14 protein-coding genes and 1 pseudogene are annotated in these 16616 nt (G+C 61.5%); 5 read left to right on the plus strand and 10 right to left on the minus strand.

Annotated features, from left to right (window positions below; all coding sequences use genetic code 11):
* Window positions 1–461 precede the first annotated feature (461 nt).
* Both SB756_RS20930 and benR read right to left on the minus strand, forming a co-directional pair.
* Window positions 462–716, minus strand: a pseudogene (locus SB756_RS20930) (RHS repeat-associated core domain-containing protein); the annotation flags it as partial.
* A gap of 111 nt (window positions 717–827) precedes the next feature.
* A complete protein-coding gene (gene benR, locus SB756_RS20935) occupies window positions 828–1793 on the minus strand; it encodes a benABC operon transcriptional activator BenR (protein WP_341798845.1) in 966 nt (321 codons plus the stop codon).
* Window positions 1794–2174: 381 nt separating this feature from the next.
* Here benR and SB756_RS20940 point away from each other — a divergent pair, with 381 nt between their 5' ends.
* The gene (locus tag SB756_RS20940) at window positions 2175–3059 is read left to right on the plus strand and encodes an alpha/beta hydrolase (RefSeq protein ID WP_341798844.1); all 885 of its coding nucleotides are present in this window, start codon (window positions 2175–2177) and stop codon (window positions 3057–3059) included.
* Between the two features lie 93 nt (window positions 3060–3152).
* Here SB756_RS20940 and SB756_RS20945 read toward each other — a convergent pair whose 3' ends face one another.
* On the minus strand, window positions 3153–3884 hold the full coding sequence (locus tag SB756_RS20945) for a hypothetical protein (RefSeq protein WP_341798843.1): 732 nt from the start codon (window positions 3882–3884) through the stop codon (window positions 3153–3155).
* A gap of 103 nt (window positions 3885–3987) precedes the next feature.
* Window positions 3988–4779: a histidinol-phosphatase gene (gene hisN / locus SB756_RS20950; RefSeq protein ID WP_341798842.1), complete on the minus strand. Its 792-nt coding sequence runs from the start codon at window positions 4777–4779 to the stop codon at window positions 3988–3990.
* A gap of 169 nt (window positions 4780–4948) precedes the next feature.
* Here hisN and SB756_RS20955 point away from each other — a divergent pair, with 169 nt between their 5' ends.
* Window positions 4949–5839, plus strand: coding sequence for a universal stress protein (locus SB756_RS20955; RefSeq protein ID WP_229608912.1), 891 nt, complete (start codon window positions 4949–4951; stop codon window positions 5837–5839).
* A 184-nt stretch (window positions 5840–6023) separates the two neighbouring features.
* Window positions 6024–8159 (plus strand): TonB-dependent siderophore receptor, encoded by a 2136-nt coding sequence (locus SB756_RS20960; RefSeq protein WP_341798840.1) that lies wholly within the window; start codon window positions 6024–6026, stop codon window positions 8157–8159.
* 30 nt (window positions 8160–8189) lie between these two features.
* Here the strand turns inward: SB756_RS20960 and SB756_RS20965 are convergent, their stop codons facing one another.
* From SB756_RS20965 to ptrR, 4 genes are all read right to left on the minus strand, one after another.
* Window positions 8190–8711: an acyloxyacyl hydrolase gene (locus SB756_RS20965; protein WP_341798839.1), complete on the minus strand. Its 522-nt coding sequence runs from the start codon at window positions 8709–8711 to the stop codon at window positions 8190–8192.
* 158 nt (window positions 8712–8869) lie between these two features.
* Window positions 8870–9037, minus strand: coding sequence for a hypothetical protein (locus SB756_RS20970; RefSeq protein ID WP_410911700.1), 168 nt, complete (start codon window positions 9035–9037; stop codon window positions 8870–8872).
* A 54-nt stretch (window positions 9038–9091) separates the two neighbouring features.
* Window positions 9092–9535: a carboxypeptidase regulatory-like domain-containing protein gene (locus SB756_RS20975; protein ID WP_341798838.1), complete on the minus strand. Its 444-nt coding sequence runs from the start codon at window positions 9533–9535 to the stop codon at window positions 9092–9094.
* Between the two features lie 133 nt (window positions 9536–9668).
* Window positions 9669–10538, minus strand: coding sequence for a putrescine utilization regulator PtrR (gene ptrR, locus SB756_RS20980; RefSeq protein ID WP_016499597.1), 870 nt, complete (start codon window positions 10536–10538; stop codon window positions 9669–9671).
* A gap of 107 nt (window positions 10539–10645) precedes the next feature.
* On the opposite strand from ptrR, the gene SB756_RS20985 reads away from it, so the two are divergent.
* On the plus strand, window positions 10646–12031 hold the full coding sequence (locus SB756_RS20985) for an aldehyde dehydrogenase family protein (protein WP_410911702.1): 1386 nt from the start codon (window positions 10646–10648) through the stop codon (window positions 12029–12031).
* 38 nt (window positions 12032–12069) lie between these two features.
* Here the strand turns inward: SB756_RS20985 and SB756_RS20990 are convergent, their stop codons facing one another.
* Complete coding sequence (locus SB756_RS20990; RefSeq protein WP_156858919.1) at window positions 12070–13980, minus strand: AAA family ATPase; 1911 nt, start codon at window positions 13978–13980, stop codon at window positions 12070–12072.
* Window positions 13981–14151: 171 nt separating this feature from the next.
* Window positions 14152–15051, minus strand: a complete 900-nt coding sequence (locus SB756_RS20995; protein WP_410911704.1) for a helix-turn-helix domain-containing protein — start codon at window positions 15049–15051, stop codon at window positions 14152–14154.
* A 183-nt stretch (window positions 15052–15234) separates the two neighbouring features.
* Here SB756_RS20995 and SB756_RS21000 point away from each other — a divergent pair, with 183 nt between their 5' ends.
* Window positions 15235–16593: a glutamine synthetase family protein gene (locus SB756_RS21000; protein ID WP_410911706.1), complete on the plus strand. Its 1359-nt coding sequence runs from the start codon at window positions 15235–15237 to the stop codon at window positions 16591–16593.
* Window positions 16594–16616 lie beyond the last annotated feature (23 nt).

The following is a 16616-nucleotide window of genomic DNA, read 5'->3' on the forward strand; positions in this document are numbered from 1 at the left end:
TGCTATCCACCTCTACGAATTCTCGGCATATTCTCGGGAGGAAACGGCAGCACTTCGAATAATTTCTTGCGTTCTACCATTGGCCTGATCTTAATCAGCTTAGAATCGACCCATTTTTTTACAGCTAAAATCTCATGCCAGGTCTCATACGCTGCTTGAGCTTCTAATGGGAAATTTCCGGCATCAAAATTTTTTTTTGCCAACTCAAACCGATTGGCCCTTCCGTAAAGCCAAAAAGAAGCGTTTTCTAGTCGTTGTACGTCGCGCGGCTGCCAAGACTCATATCGCTCCACCTTCTTCATCCTTCCCTGCAGACTAGCGTCGATTTCAGAGAGAGCCTTCTTCACACTCAAGGTTTTCAATGCTGGAGCTTTTGAGCTTTGACCGGCGACCATCGATGCGAGCGTGCGAAGCCCCCAGCGCTTTGTGAATAGACCGCCATTCACGAAGCTATTGAGCTCAATCCCCGCGTGACCGCTGGGGTCAATTTTGTTCACCGGGTCGCCCCCGCAATAGCAATAGGCGTTGAGCCCCCCGTCACCAAAAGGACTAAAGCTATCCGGCGAATTGAAACGCATCAAGGCTGAATTGAAGCCGCGATATCCGTTCCCAAGCAAGTAGTGCCCTGTAACAGGTTCTTTACTCTGCCCATTGAAGCGCAGCACAGATGCGCATTGCTCGCCGCCATCCCGCCCATAAACGGTGTAGCGCAGTGCACAATAAGAAATTTGCGATGTCGACATGGTGACCACCCTTTACCCGAAATAAGGCAGATGGTGGGCTGTGCATGAAATGCCAGCAACTGGCAGAAATATCAGGTGGCCTCGTTAGCGCGCCTCACCCCGACGCTTGAACGTCTGCGAAGGCAACTCGCCAAATTGCTGCCGATACACCTCGGAAAACCGACCTAAATGAAGGAAGCCGTAATCCAGGGCAAGTTCGGTCACACTGCGCACACCGCAAGTCGGGTCGCTCAGGCACGCATGCACCCGCTCAAGCTTGCGCTGGCGCACGTAATGTTTGGGCGTGGTGCTAAGGTGCTGTTCAAACAGCGCATACAGCGAACGCAAACTCATACAGGCCTGCTCCGCCAGCACTTCTGCGGACAGCTCCAGTTTCAGGTTGCGTTCGATGTAATCAAGAATGCGCTCTAGCCCGGCCTGCGGTGCGCTCAGGCTTTCGCGGCGGATATTGGTGCTCATCAGGGTCAGCAACTTGCTGGCGACAATCTGGCTGTAGTGCCCCTGCACCCTGGGCAGCGAATCGCTCACTTCCGCTTCATGGCAAACCATGGCCAGCAGGTTGACGAACCCGTCCAGTTCATCCAGCCGGTAATGATTGCGCAAGAACCGCACCCCCCCGTCAGGCCGCTGCCAGCGCTGTTCGTCGCAGATCGAATCCAGCAGCCGTGTTGGCACCTTGAGGATGAACTTCTCGCAGTCTTCCGAATAGGTCAGGTCAACCGGATCATCCGGGTTGATCAGCAGCAACTCGCCCGGCACCAGATGCTGCTCGTGCTTATACCCACGCCACAGGCAGTTGCCGTTGAGCAACACTTGCAGGTGATAGATGGTTTCCAGCGCCGGCGAGGTAACGCGCACGCTGCCCCCGTAGCTGATGCGGCACAGGTCGAGCTCGGCGAACTTGCGGTGGCTGAGGCTGGCCTGGGGGTGGGTGGTGCGGGACAGTCCGATGCAATGCTGGCCTACATGCTGGTTCACATAATCGGACACAGCATAAGGGTCGGCGTGGTGAAACACGCTACTGCGCTCGCTCAGCAGGCGGCTTTCCATAGGCAAGGCACTCGGTATCGTTATTGTTCTGGTCGCCGCTTCCTACGGCCTTGTGGGCGGTGGTTGCGGTCGTCACGGTCATTCTATCGGGCCGGTGGCGGATAGCCGGGGGCAGGCGACAACCGGTGGATGGGCACACTACAGCAAAATGGCGGGGGTTGAGCAATGCGGCGACGGGATTGGATGGGCGGATAGCGGACAAGCCAGATGGAGCTGGCGTTCGTTTATCGAACAGTATGTCCCTGTACCGACCGCTTCGGGAATAAACCCGCGCGAGACCGGTAATATTCCTGTTCTTCAAGAAATAGCTTGCAATCAAACCACCCTGCCATTCGGTCACTTTTTCAACACCCGGCACAGTGCTTCTGCTAGAAAGCGCACATGCCTACCCTCTTCCTTACCCACCTGCGCCGCCGCTGGCTCACCTGGTTGTGCGCCACCTTGCTGGTCATTGGCCTACCCTCCAGCTGCGCCATGCTGCAGCACAAGGAGCGCGAGCTGGTGTTCCGCATCGAGCCTGGCCAAGCCAGCTGGTTCCGCGGTTTGCCCAGCGACGTGCAGGAACTCGACCTGCGCCCGCGCAGCTTCAGCGATAACCAGAGCCTGCACGCCTGGTGGTGGCCAGCCAAGCGCGCCAATGCCCCGGCGGTGCTCTACCTGCACGGTGTGCGCTGGAACCTGACCGGGCAATTGTTCCGCATCGAGCAGCTGCATGCCATGGGCTACTCGGTGCTGGCCGTGGATTACCGTGGCTTTGGCCAGAGCCGGGGCGACCTGCCATCCGAGGCCACGGTGTACGAAGATGCCCGCATTGCGTGGGAGCGCTTTGCCCAGCTGCAGCCGGATGCCGGAAAACGCCTGATATTCGGTCATTCGCTGGGCGGCGCGGTGGCGGTGGAACTGGCCAGCGAACTGACACGTGAAGCGCAGCAAAGCGGTGTTGGGGCGCCGGCACGCGGGCTGATCCTTGAGTCGACCTTCACCTCCCTGGGCGATGTCGCCGCAGCGGTGGCCAATACCTCCCTCCCGGTGCGCTGGTTGATGTCGCAGAAGTTCGACTCGCTGGACAAGATCAGCGACATCGGCCTGCCGGTGCTGCTGGTGCATGGGATGGATGACCGGTTCGTACCGCCGCGCTTCAGCCAGCAGCTGTTCGACGCGGCCCGGCAGCCCAAGACATTGCTGCTGGTGCCGGGGGCGACCCATAACAACAGCATGAGCCTGGCCGGGCAGCGTTACCGGCAGGCGATACAGGCGCTGCTCTGAACCTGGCCTTGGGTGGCTGAAATCCTGGGGCCGCTGCGCGCCCCTTTCGCGGCACAAGGCCGCTCCTACAAGGGCCTGCGCTACGGCTACGGTTCACTGCACCGGCAAAAAGTTCATCAGCAACAGGCTTTGCGCGTAATTCAAACCAATCCGCCGATAACGTTCATCCAGCAACTCGGCTAACAGGTCCAGCCGCGCAACGATCTTGCCAAACTCCACGGCAAAACTCAGGTTGCTGCCCTCTTCCGAAATCTCGTTGGAGAACAGCAGCAACACCCCATTGGCGTCCTGCCGCTGGCTGAGCATCCAGGTGGCCTTTTCGATATTGCGCGCCGCATTGTTGATGAACAACGGGTCGATGGTATCGGTCATGTAGAACTCGGTACGCCCGCCATGCGCGGTGATCAGCATGCTGCCGATGGCGTAGATGAAAGCACCCACCCGATCACCACGAAACTCCGGGCTCAGGGCGTAGCTCAATGCCGCCAGGTCACGGCGGTTGCCCAGTTGCGGCAGTGGCTGACGATGTTCGATAGCCATGCGGATCTGCCGCTCGGCCGTGGCAGCGTCCACATAGCCCGACATCTTCAACTGGTTGGGGTTGCGCAGGTACAGCTTGTTCATCAGCAGGTACAGGCTTTGCAGGTTGTCGCGCATCGATAGCGTGGCCAGGCGGTCAACGCTGGTCTGGAACAACTCACTGGGTTTGCCGTTGCCGAACTGGCTGACAATATCGCGGCCTTGCTCCTGGGTGCAGGCGCACAGGCATGTAAGCGCGCCTGCCAGCAGCAGGCGTGGGAGGAAATTCGGGGAGCTTGCAACCATCGGCACCGGGTCGATATTCGGCGGCCGCACCGGGGGTCAGTGCAGCCTGGCCAAGCATAGAGCCCGGAAATCGTAAAAAGTGCAGTGATCGGGGATAGGTGGCTCACATGGCGTGGCGCAACATCTCTACCATCTGCGCATGCAGCGCCGGGTCACCACAGGCCACAACGCACCCGCCATTCTGTGCACTGCTGCCATCCCAGGCAGTGATCACCCCACCCGCCCCTTCGATGATCGGCATCAGTGCCTGTACGTCATACGGCTGCAGGCTCGCTTCGACAATCACGTCGACAAAGCCCGAGGCCAGCATGCAGTAGGCATAGCAATCGCCGCCGTAGCGCATCAGGCGCGCCTTGCCGGCAACGGCCTCGAACGCGGTTTTGCGCTCGGTGGTATCGAACATGTCCGGCGTGGTGCACATCAGCGTGGCCGAAGCCAGGTCGGCACAGGCACGGGTTTTCAGTGGCGTACCGCTGCGCCAGGCACCTTCAGGGGTACCGACAAAGCGTTCACCGGTGAATGGCTGGTTCATCACGCCAACCACAGGGCGCGCGCCATCGTTCAGGGCAATCAACGTGCCCCACAGCGGCAGGCCGGTGATGAAGGCACGGGTACCGTCGATCGGGTCGAGCACCCAGGTCAACGGGCTGCTGCCGACGGCCACGCCCGCCTCTTCACCAAGAATACCGTGGTCTGGGTAGCGGGCCTGGATCAGCGCGCGCATGGCGTCCTCGGCCGCCTTGTCAGCCACGGTCACTGGGTCGTACAGGCGCCCGCCCTTGTCCTCGACATCCAGGCTGGCGCGAAAGTATGGCTTGATCGCCACTGCGGCAGCATCGGCCAACTGCTCGGCGAAAGCGCAAAATTCGCCGATCTGTTCAGCGCTCAGGGACATGGGACAGGCCTCGTGACAATGATGGGGCACGCATCATACCCGACACATGGCGCTAGCCGCACTCAGGCAGGCGCAGGTGGAAAACGCCTGATCGGTTTGACCGGGCGCACACGGGTCTAGACTGAACAGAACCAGGTAACCGGGGGGCTGCCACACGTGGAGGTGTGAGATGAGCCAGTTCAAGCGTTTGTTTGTCATGCTCGGCCCGCAGATGCGCCATACGCCAGCGCTGCAACGCGCGGCGGCGCTGGCTGAGTCCAGCGGTGCACTGCTGGATATCAATGTGTTCGTCGACGATGTCGACACCTTTGGCTTGATGGGCGATGGCCGCGAACGTGAGCGGCTGCTCAGTGACAACCGCCAGTGGCTGGCCGATGAGGCCGAACAGTTGGGCAATGCGGGCCTGGACGTGTCCACCGAATTACTATTGACCCGCGACCCACTGGGCAGCGTGCTGGAACGGGTCGAACAGCAAGGCTGTGACCTGCTGGTCAAGGACGTGCAGCACGAACCGGTGCTCAAACGCCTGCTGGTCACCCCACTTGATTGGCAGCTGCTCAAGGACAGCCCGATTGCCGTGCACCTGGTCAGCGACATCCGCCTGCCCCTGCCCCGGCAGATTGCCGCCGCCGTGGACCTCAACAGCCACGGTGCTGGCGAACACCTGGATGAGCAGGTAATCAACTGCGCCCGTGCCTTGGCCCTGCAGTGCAACGGCGAGCTGCACCTGCTGCATGTGTGCGACGCGGCCAAGACCCATATCGCCGACTTCGGCGCCGGCACCGTGACCATGCCCGGCTTCGATGGCAGCGTCCGGACTGCGCAGCGTGCGGCGTTCAATCGCCTGGGTGACCATCACCAGGTCCCGCTGGAGCGCCGGCACTTCCTGGAAGGCGCAGCGATCAGGGCCATTGCCCAGTTTGTCGGCCACAGCCGGGCGGATGTGATCGTGATGGGCAGCCACCGGCATGACGCCATGCAGACCTACCTGGGCGGCACCACGGCGCATGTGCTGGAGCACCCACTGTGCAATGTGCTGGCGATCAAGGCCGTTGGCTGAGTGCCAGTATGCCTGCGCCGGCCTCTGCGGGGTTTGAGCCGCGAGGAGGCCGGCACGGCGTCCACCTGTTGGTATCTGGCACACCAGTGCCACTTAAAAATAATGCATCTGATAATGATTCGTAGTAGTTTCGCGGCGCTTGTCCACCTTTTCTTCAGTGCCCTACTTCAGGATCGTACCGTCGATGCGTCGCACATTCGTTTCGCTTTGTGTGCTCCATGCTGTCTCCCCACTGGCCTTGGCCGAGCCTGAACCGCTCAGCGAACCGGCCCAGATAGAACTCCAGGCACTGAGCATCACCAGTACTGCCGACAGTGAACGCGCCGATGGCCCGGTCGTCGGCTATAAAGCCAATCGCTCGGCCAGTGCCACCCGCACCGACACGGTGCTGCACGAAACGCCGCAATCGGTCAGCGTGGTGCCCAAGGATGTGCTGGAAGACACCGGCGCCACGCGCCTGCAGGACGGCCTGGACTACGCCGGCGGAGTCGGCCGTGCCAACAACTTTGGCGGCCAGGGCCTGACCACCTTCACTGTGCGGGGTTTCACTACCGGCGAGTTCTACCGCAATGGCTTCCCGATCAATCGCGGCTACCCTAACGCCCCCGACGCCAATACCGTCGAGCGCCTGGAAGTGATCCGTGGCCCGGCCACCAGCCTGTATGGCCGCGGCGACCCCGGCGGCACGTTCAACGTGGTCAGCAAACAGCCACTGCCGGAATCCAAGGTCACCCTGGGCAGTCAGTTCGATGACCAAGGCATGCACCGGGCAACGCTGGACGCGACCGGGCCGCTGAACCAGGACGGTTCGCTGGCCTACCGCCTGAACGTGCTGGGCGAAGGTGGTGAGAGCTTCCGCGATGACGTGGAAAGCGAGCGCTATGATGTCGCACCGGTCATCAGCTGGCAGGTCAATGACGCCACAAGGATCATCTTTGAAGGCGACTTCATGCGTAACAACCACCCGCTGGATCGCGGCCTGACACGCCTGCCCGGTCAGCTCGGCACAGCCTCACGCGACACCAACATCTGGGAAAAAGGCAGCGACAATCTGCTGCACAACGACAACAACATGGCCCAGTTACGCTTCGAGCACCTGCTCAACGACAACTGGTCCTTGGGCGGCGGCATGCAGTGGCTGGACGGCTCGCTCAAAGGCAATGCCGTGGAAGCCAATGGCTTGCAGCCCGACGGCCGCACCTTGGGGCGCAACTTCAACTACCGCAAGCTGGAGTGGACCGACCGTGATTACCAGCTCAACCTGACCGGCCACTTCGACACCGGCGGTTTCGCCCACACGCTGCTGACCGGTGTCGAGTACGAAGACTACGACTACAACTCGATTATCCAGCGCTCCGCAGCAGGCGCCACCGCCTACCCGATCGATATCTTCGACCCGGCGCTGGGCCAGGCGCGCCCTGCCCTGACCCGTACCACCACCCACGACAAGGAAAACCTCAAGACCTGGGCATTCTTCGTCCAGGACCAGGTGGCCCTGACCGAGCGTCTGAAGGCCCTGGCCGGCGTGCGTTTCGAGCGCTTCGAGCATGACTATGTCAACAAGCTCAGCGCAGCGGGTGACTTCAGCAAGGGCGAAAACGGCGTTACTCCACGTTTCGGCCTGCTGTACGACCTGACCGACACCGTGGCGGTGTATGCCAACACTGCACGTTCATTCAAGCCCAACAGCGGTGCGCCTGCAGGTGCGACGGGGGGTGGTTTTGACCCTGAGAAGGGCAAAAGCTACGAACTGGGCGTGAAATGGGAAGCGCTCGATCGCCAGCTGAGCGTGGACGCAGCGGTCTACCATATCGTCAAGGAAAACGTACTGACGCGCGACCCGGTGGACCCCAACTACAATGTCGCCGCTGGCCAGGTGCGCAGCCGCGGCCTGGACATCAACATTGCTGGCAACATCACGCCAGAGTGGCGGGTAATCGGCGGCTACGCTTATGTCGATGCCGAAGTTACCAAGGACAACCGCTTGCCCAGCGGCACCCGCCTGGCAAACATTCCACGTAACAGCTTCAGCCTGCTCAACACCTATGAATTCCAGGATGGCTTCGCCAAAGGCCTGGGCCTGGGTATTGGCGTGAAGTACGTGGATGACCGTAATGGCCAGACCGAGGCGGTCACCTACAACATGGACCAGTACACTGTGGTTGACCTGCTGAGCTTCTACCAGCTCAATGAGCACGTACGCCTGAACCTGGACGTGAAAAACCTGTTCAACAAGGAATATGACGAAGGTGCGTTCAACACCTACGCCTACCCGGGAGCACCCCGGACGGTGCAGGCCGGGGTTTCCTATACGTTCTGAAAGGCTGGGGCCACCATGCGGCCCCCTGCTTCAGAAACCCTTGCTGTAGAACAGCGAGTAGGACTCGATCCCGTCGTTAGGCTGCTTGATCCCCGCATTGGAATAATGCATCGCGCGAATCCCGATTTTCTGATCCCCTGGCAGCTTCAGGCCGAAACCGATGCGGTCTTCGAAGTTGACCGCCGACCCCATGCGCTGGTCACCCACGTCGGTCTTGGAAAACGCCGCCAGGCCAATACCGGCCTCGATGTACGGCGTGTAGGTGAAACCACTGAATTCATAGGTGAACACCGGGCTGAATGACAGCGAGTGCGCACCACTGGCGTCACCACCTTCCCAGTAGGTGTAGGCTGCATCCCAGTAACCAGTGACATAGCCGGTACTGCTTTCCAGCCATTTCTTGTCCCAGTCGAACGACAGGCCGATACGGTAGGTCATGTCACCTTGGCTAGTGGCGCCTACGGCGCCTGACACCTGCGCGGCCTGGGCCAGGTTGGCCCCTGCAAAGGCCAGCACTGCAGCGGCCAGCGAAGCTGCGAGACGGGTTTTCATCAACGACTCTCCTGATGGTCTACACGGCAAGCGGGGGCTTTTGCCCCTCGATCTTTATTGGGTGACCGGCGCATCCAGGCCGGTCACACGAAGTAATAGTTTCTGATTATTGTCCAGATAATCAGAAAGTTGAAAGTGAATTGCCACTATTGGCGAAGTCAGCTAGTCAAGATGTAGTGTTCCAGCTGCCTCTGGTAGTCCCAGTGAATCAGCTGCAGGTCATCGATGGCGCAGCGCAACAAGGCGATTCTCAGGGGGTCGAGCACACCGGGGAGCAACACGTAGCCCCGCTCGTCCAGCATCTTCAGCTGAAGCTCCAGGCTCATGCGGATGCGCTCCGTCCAGGCGGGAGTACATCTGTACTCCCGCCCGTTTGTCCCTCAACGCCAGTTCAGGTTCACGTTCGTGGCGGCCTTGCCGTTCACGGTGACCCATTGCTGCACCGTCTCACCTTGGGCGTTGCCAGTGACCTTGTACTTGCCGGGAGGCAACTGTACATACAGCAGCGGCCCGGCATCCGTGACGCTGAGTACGGGCTGGCCCTGGGCATTCTGGATGTCGACAGTGGCACCGCTCTGGAACTTGCCTTCCGGGCCAGTCGAAAGCTCTACGTGCAGGTCATAGCCGGTGGTCTTGCGCAGCGCATTGGCTTCGTCCTGGCCAATGCCGCCTTGCAAGTAGCGCACGCCGTTCTGTTCCTGCGGTTGCAACTGCACGGCCTGCATGTCGATGGGGGCATTGAGGTCGGCAGCGGCAGCCAGGGTCCATGGCATGGCCAGGGTGACAAGCAACGCCGCGCCGAGGGCATAGTGGTGGTTACGCATGGTACGACCCTCCTTTAGAGGATGGCTTACCTCTTATTTGATCCTCCCGGGGTATTGGTGTTCTGGCTGATGCATGGTCGTCATCGTGACATTCGGCACTAACCCATAAATCGAATGTAAATTTAGATACTGATCAAGAGGTTGTACGCCCTTCCTCAAGCAGTTTCACGAACATGCTCAGGCTGCGTGATACCGCGCCCCGCCGCCAGACCAGCCAGGTTTTCAGGTAGCGAAAATCTTCCGACATAGGCCAGGCACTGACCGTGCTGCACCCGGGCATATTGTCGAGCATGCTGCGCGGCATCATGGCCAGGCCTGCGCCAGCGCTGACGCAGGCCAACATGCCATGGTACGACTCCATCTCGTGAATCTTGCCCGGCACTGCCTGGTCCTTGACGAACCAGTTTTCGAAGTGATGCCGATACGAACAGTTGGCACGGAAGGCGTAGATGCTCTCACCGTTCACATCCTGGGCGCGGGTAACTGGCGCATGGTTGAGCGGCGCGATGACCATCATTTCCTCTTCGAATACCGGCATGCCTTCCAGTGTCGGGTGCAGCACCGGGCCGTCGACGAACGCGGCCACCAGCCGGCCAGACAACACGCCTTCAAGCATGGTCCCGGATGGCCCGGTGGACAGGTCCAGGTCTACCTTGGGGTAGCGCTGGTTGTACGCCGCCAGCAAAGCCGGGATGCGCACCGCTGCCGTGCTTTCCAGCGAACCGAGGGCAAAGGTGCCCTGCGGGTCTTCACCGGCCACGGTCAGGCGCGCCTCGTGCACCAGGTCGAGGATGCGCCGGGTGTATTCGAGAAAATTCCAACCTGCAGGCGACAGGCGCAGGCGGCTTTTCTCGCGAATGAACAACTCCACGCCCAGGTCTTCTTCCAGTTGCTTGATGCGCGTGGTCAGGTTGGACGGCACCCGATGGATGTGCTGCGCGGCGGCACTGATGCTGCCCTGCTCTGCCACGGCCTTGAAGATCTCCAGTTGCACCAGGTCCACAGCCTTTCTCCAAACGTGAATGTTTCGCTCATTATTATTCAGTTTTCATTAAAGCCATAGCCCACTAGTCTGGCCTCACTGATTAACAACAACGAGAGTGTCCTGCCATGAGCGCGATCAGCAGCCTGACCCACGCCATCTCCCTCGACCCGTACAGCGGCGAGCAGATCGGCGCCTACCCGTTCGACACCGACGCCGCACTGGAAGCGGCGCTGCAACGTGCCAAGGTTGGCTACGGTCAGTGGCGCCAAGTGTCGCTGGGTCAGCGCAGCGAGTACCTGCTGGCCCTGGCCAGCACCCTCGAAGCCAAGGCCGAAGCCTTTGCCCAGATGATCAGCCGCGAAATCGGCAAGCCGATTGCCCAGGCCCGTGGCGAAGTCAGCAAGTGCGTCGGCCTGTGCCGCTGGTATGCCGAACACGGCCCGGCCATGCTTGCCGCTGAGCCGACCCAGGTTGAAAAAGCCCGTATCGAATACCGCCCGCTCGGCCCGATCCTGGCCGTGATGCCGTGGAACTTCCCGGTCTGGCAGGTACTGCGCGGCGCCGTGCCAGCGATCCTGGCAGGCAATACCTACGTGCTCAAGCACGCGCCGAACGTGATGGGCAGCGCCTACCTGCTGGGCGAGCTGTTCAAGGAAGCCGGCCTGCCGGATGGCGTGTTCGAAGTGCTGAACGTGACCCCGGATGGCGTCACCCGCGCCATCAACGACCCGCGTATCGCCGCCGTGACCCTGACCGGCAGCGTGCGTGCCGGCATGGCGATTGGTGCCCAGGCCGGTGCGGCACTGAAGAAGTGTGTACTGGAGCTCGGTGGCTCCGACCCGTTCATCGTGCTGGCCGACGCCGACCTGGATGCCGCCGTCAAGGCCGCAGTCATTGGCCGTTACCAGAACACCGGCCAGGTCTGCGCAGCGGCCAAGCGCCTGATCGTGGAAGACAGCATTGTCGAGGAGTTCACGCGCAAGTTCGTTGAAGCAACCCGCGAGCTGAAAGTCGGCAACCCACTGGAAGACGACACCTACATCGGCCCGATGGCCCGTTACGACCTGCGCGACGAGCTGGACGGCCAGGTTCAGGCGACCCTCGCCGAAGGCGCCACCCTGCTGCTGGGCGGCAACAAGGTCGAAGGCGTGGCCAACTTCTATGCGCCGACCGTGTTCGCCAACGTCACCGCGCAAATGACCGCATTCAAGCAGGAGTTGTTCGGGCCGGTGGCCGCGATCATCACTGCACGTGATGCCGAGCATGCGGTAGAACTGGCCAACGACAGCGAGTTCGGCCTGGCCGCGACCATCTACACCGCCGACTATGCACTGGCCGAGCGCATGACTGCCGCACTGGATACCGGTGGCGTGTTCATCAACGGCTACTGCGCTTCTGACCCCCGCGTGGCGTTTGGCGGCGTGAAGAAGAGCGGGTTCGGGCGTGAGTTGTCGCACTTTGGGGTGCGCGAGTTCACCAATGCCCAGACGGTGTGGCTGGACCGTAACTGATTCAAAACTTCTGGGGCTGCTCTGCGGCCCCAGATGCCTCAATCCCGAACCTGGTCCTTGACCCAGTCCAGCATCCCCCCCGGCACGATCAGTTCATGCCGCGCCCGCGAACAGGCGGTATACAGCCCCGCCAGCATCCGCGCCCGCTCATTGCGGTTGCCCGCCACCTGCGGCGCCACCATCAGCTCCGGCGACACCATCACCCGGGCGAACTCCATGTTTTTCACATCCCGCACCCGCCCCAGGAACAACTTGGGCGCCTTGTCCCAGCGGTAACGGCTCTTGGCTTTGGCAAAATGCTCCGGCGTATAGCCTTTGCGCAGCATGTTGGCCACGGCAACAAACGCCTTGTCATCGCCCTTGTCCTGCTCCAGCGCCTGCCAACTGGCGTAGCGGAACAACATCGGGTGACGCGGTCGAGTGCCAAAGCGGTATAGCTCGATGCAGTCCTCGACGAACAGCTCGAAGTCCTTGCGCGCGCTTTTCAGCAATACGAACGGCACACTTTGGTGCGTCAGGCGCTGGAACCAGCCAAACAGCCCCCATTCGTCATCGACGATCAGCGCGGTGGGCTGTTCCGGCACGGTCACCGTATCGAAGAAACTGACCCGCGTGTAGTGCTCGGCGCTACCACTGAAAGCCGCCTGGATCGCCGCCGGGTGGGCCTGGATCAGCGGGTTGAGCACATTGTCCATCGCCGGCCCGGCACGCAGGGAATGGTCGATGTAACGTTGGCGGATGAAGCTGCCATGGTGCGGGCTGAGGCCGTTGAGGTTCTGCAACTCGTCGCCCAGCGCAATGATCGACTGCGGGCTGCGGTCCAGCACGGCAAGCATCGGTGCCGACAGCTCGTGAGCCTCGTCGACGATCACGTGGGTGTAGCGGCTATCGATCACATAACCGGTCAACGACAGCAACTTGACCCGGTGGTAGTCGCGCACCGGCAGCTGGACTTCCCGCGCGGACGGGCGAATCAGCTCTTGCCAATACAGGCGCGCCTTTTCCAGCAGTACCTCCTGATCCAGCGGCGAGGTACCCGGCCCGGCCCAGGGCAAATGGTGCAGCTGAAGCTGGGTATCGGCACTGTGGCAGAAGGTGCGCACGGCGCGGACGCACAAGGCAACCACATCGCGCGCGGCGAGCGGGCCGATGTCAGGGATGGCCAGCCAGCGTACAACCTGCTCATTCTGCGGGCGCCATGACAGTTTGGTGCGATACGGGTCGCGCAGACGCCAGCCGTTGTTGGTGAGGTCGCGGTTGAGCAGCTCGTCAGCCAACTGACCGAAGGTCAGCGCGGTGTAGGCGGCAGCGTCCTTTACCCGCGCCTGCAAGGCGCGCAACTGGCTTTCGGTCAAAGCCAGAAGCAACGTGCGCTGTGGCTCCAGCAGGCGGGCGAACTGGTGAATCAGGAAGGTCTTGCCAGTGCCAGCAAAGCCCTGCACCGCCACTGACTCGTCGATACCACTGAGAAACTCGCGCAGCAGGCGGTTTTGCTGGTCGCTGAGCATCAGGTCGCTGGCCAGCGACGGCAGGTACACCGGATGCAGCGGTGTGGCCCGCTGGCGGTAGGTGTCGGCGAACTGGAAATTCCACTGGCCTTCGGTATCCAACAGTTCGTCTAGCGTGTACTGCACCTCGGCCGACAGCAGAGCAATGCCGTTTTCGCCCAGCATGCCCAGGCCCATGGCAAAGGCTTCACGATCGAAGTGCTGCGCTACCTGGCTTTGAAAGCGCCCAGGCGCGGCGCTTTCAACTTCGTTGGCGATGCGCACGATTTCGGCGAAACGGCGCTCTTGCGCGTCGGCCGAGGCGGTGGCGGGCTGGCGCGGCAGGTTTTGCGCGAACAACACTGCGGCGGCTTCGAGGACGCTGGCAGTGGTGAAAAAGTCGGTTTTGGGTTCGCTGGCGAGGCGGTCGGCCTGGTCGCTGGGCAAAGGCAGGTAGAACATCGGCACCTCGGTGTGGATCAGGGCGGCACGATAGCAACTTTCGGCGTGAGATGCTGAGTTCAGTGCTGGCTGGGCCGGCCTCCTGGCGGGCGCGCCCGCTTCCACAGGATCGCCTCAGGTCCCTGTGGGAGCGGGCAAGCCCGCGAAGAGGCCAGCAGCTATTTTGCTACCTTAGCCCCTGCTTCGCTTCAAGGTCTCACTCGGAAGCTCCTTGAACAATTGCCGGTAACTCTCTGAAAACCTTCCTAAATGCCAGAATGACCAGCGCATCGCGACCTCGGCCACGGTCGCCCTGCCATCGCGTAACAGATCGCGACGCGCACCATTCAGCCGGCGCAAGCGCAGCCACTGCGCAGGCGGCATGCCGGTAAATGCCTTGAACGCCTGCTGCAACTGGCGCAACGAGACCCCGGCAACATCTGCCAGCTCCACCAGGTTCAACGTCTCTTCTGGGCAGTCCGCCGCCCACTCGCTGACCCGGCGCATGATCGCCCGTTCTTCGTCCCGCCGCCCCAAGGCTATGCCCTGCAGGCGCTGGCTGGCGTTATCGAGAATGAACAGGCAATCCTCCAGCAGTTGTTCCGCCAGGGCCTGCCCCTGCAATGGGCAGTCGGCCTGCCCGAGGCGGGTCAATGTGGCACTCAGCCAACTGCCAAACAACGCGTTCTGCCCACTGCCCAGCGGCACCATGAACAGCCCTTCGAGGCGTTGCGGGTCCAGCCCATGGCGGGCCAGGAAGGCTTGGTCGAACACCACTGCCACTTCCTGGTAGTTCTCCGGGGTGATCCAGATGTTGCGGCTTTGCTCGTTCAGCAGGTACAGGCTGTTTTCGCTGCGGTCGAAGCAGAACGCCAGTGAACCGCTCGGCGCACGGAAAAACTGCTCTACGCGAGTATTCAGTCGCTCCTCGTACACTTCCACGCCATCCATCCCCAGCCAGCGCAGCTCTCCGCTGAAATGCCCCGGCGACATCTGCCGGTATTGCTGCTGCCAGCCGGGGGTAGCGCGCACTTGCTCCGAGACGTCGGTGGTATGGAAGGCCTGGACTTGCAGCGCATTGGGCGTTGTCACGCGAGATCCTAATTGCACTCTTTTGGTGCATTGCTTGCCGAAGAAAATGGATAGATCGGCCCTGGGGGCTGCGACCAAGATAGTCTCCAGTGCGTCACCTGGGAAGTACAACGCCTTGTTCGCCTTGCTATGGCTTTCGCGAGAAGCATTGCTCCCACACTAAAACCCAACCAAGAGGTCTGTATGAACGCCCCCTTCGATCAGCTGTACACCTGGCTGAAAGAACACCGCATCACCGAAGTCGAATGCGTGATCAGCGACCTGACCGGCATCGCCCGCGGCAAGATCGCGCCCACCGCCAAGTTCCTCCACGAGCGTGGCATGCGCCTGCCCGAAAGCGTGCTGCTGCAGACGGTCACCGGCGACTACGTTGACGATGACATCTACTACAACCTGCTCGATGCCGCCGACATCGACATGGTCTGCCGGCCCGACCCCTCCGCCGTGTACCAGATCCCGTGGGCGATCGAGCCAACCGCGATCGTGATCCACGACACCTTCGACAAGCAAGGTAACCCCATCGAACTGTCGCCGCGCAACGTGCTGAAGAAAGTGCTCAAGCTCTACGCCGACAAGGGCTGGCAGCCGATCGTCGCGCCCGAGATGGAGTTCTACCTGACCAAGCGCTGTGAAGACCCGGACTTGCCATTGCAGGTGCCGCTGGGGCGTTCTGGCCGTGCCGAAAGCGGTCGCCAGTCGTTCTCGATCGATGCCGCCAACGAATTCGACCCGCTGTTCGAGGATGTCTACGACTGGTGCGAGATCCAGGGCCTGGACCTGGACACGCTGATCCACGAAGACGGCCCTGCGCAGATGGAGATCAACTTCCGCCACGGCGACGCGCTGGACCTGGCCGACCAGATCACCGTGTTCAAGCGCACCATGCGCGAAGCTGCACTCAAGCACAACGTGGCCGCCACCTTCATGGCCAAGCCGATCACCGACGAGCCGGGCAGTGCCATGCACCTGCACCAGAGCGTGGTCGACATCGCCACCGGCAAGCCAATCTTCGCCAATGAAGACGGCAGCATGAGCCAGCTGTTCCTGCACCACATCGGCGGTTTGCAGAAGTACATCCCCAAGCTGCTGCCGATGTTCGCGCCCAACGTCAACTCGTTCCGCCGCTTCCTGCCAGACACCTCGGCACCGGTGAACGTCGAGTGGGGTGAAGAAAACCGCACCGCCGGGCTGCGCGTGCCTACCTCCAGCCCAGAGGCAATGCGGGTGGAAAACCGCCTGCCGGGCGCCGACGCCAACCCTTACCTGGCCATCGCTGCCAGCCTGCTGTGCGGCTACCTGGGCATGGTCGAGCAGCTTGACCCCAGTGCACCCGTACAGGGCCGTGCCTACGAGCGGCGCAACCTGCGCCTGCCGATCACCATCGAAGACGCCCTGCAGCACATGGAAGACTGCGAGACCGTGCAGAAGTACCTGGGCAAGCAGTTCGTCCAGGGCTATGTGGCCGTCAAGCGTGCCGAGCACGAGAACTACAAGCGGGTCATCAGCTCCTGGGAGCGTGAGTTCCTGATGATGAGCGTCTGACCCACCCCCGGGGCGCTTTGCGC

This window comes from Pseudomonas sp. SIMBA_068 (genome assembly GCF_046534705.1).
Classification (GTDB): Bacteria; Pseudomonadota; Gammaproteobacteria; order Pseudomonadales; family Pseudomonadaceae; genus Aquipseudomonas; species Aquipseudomonas putida.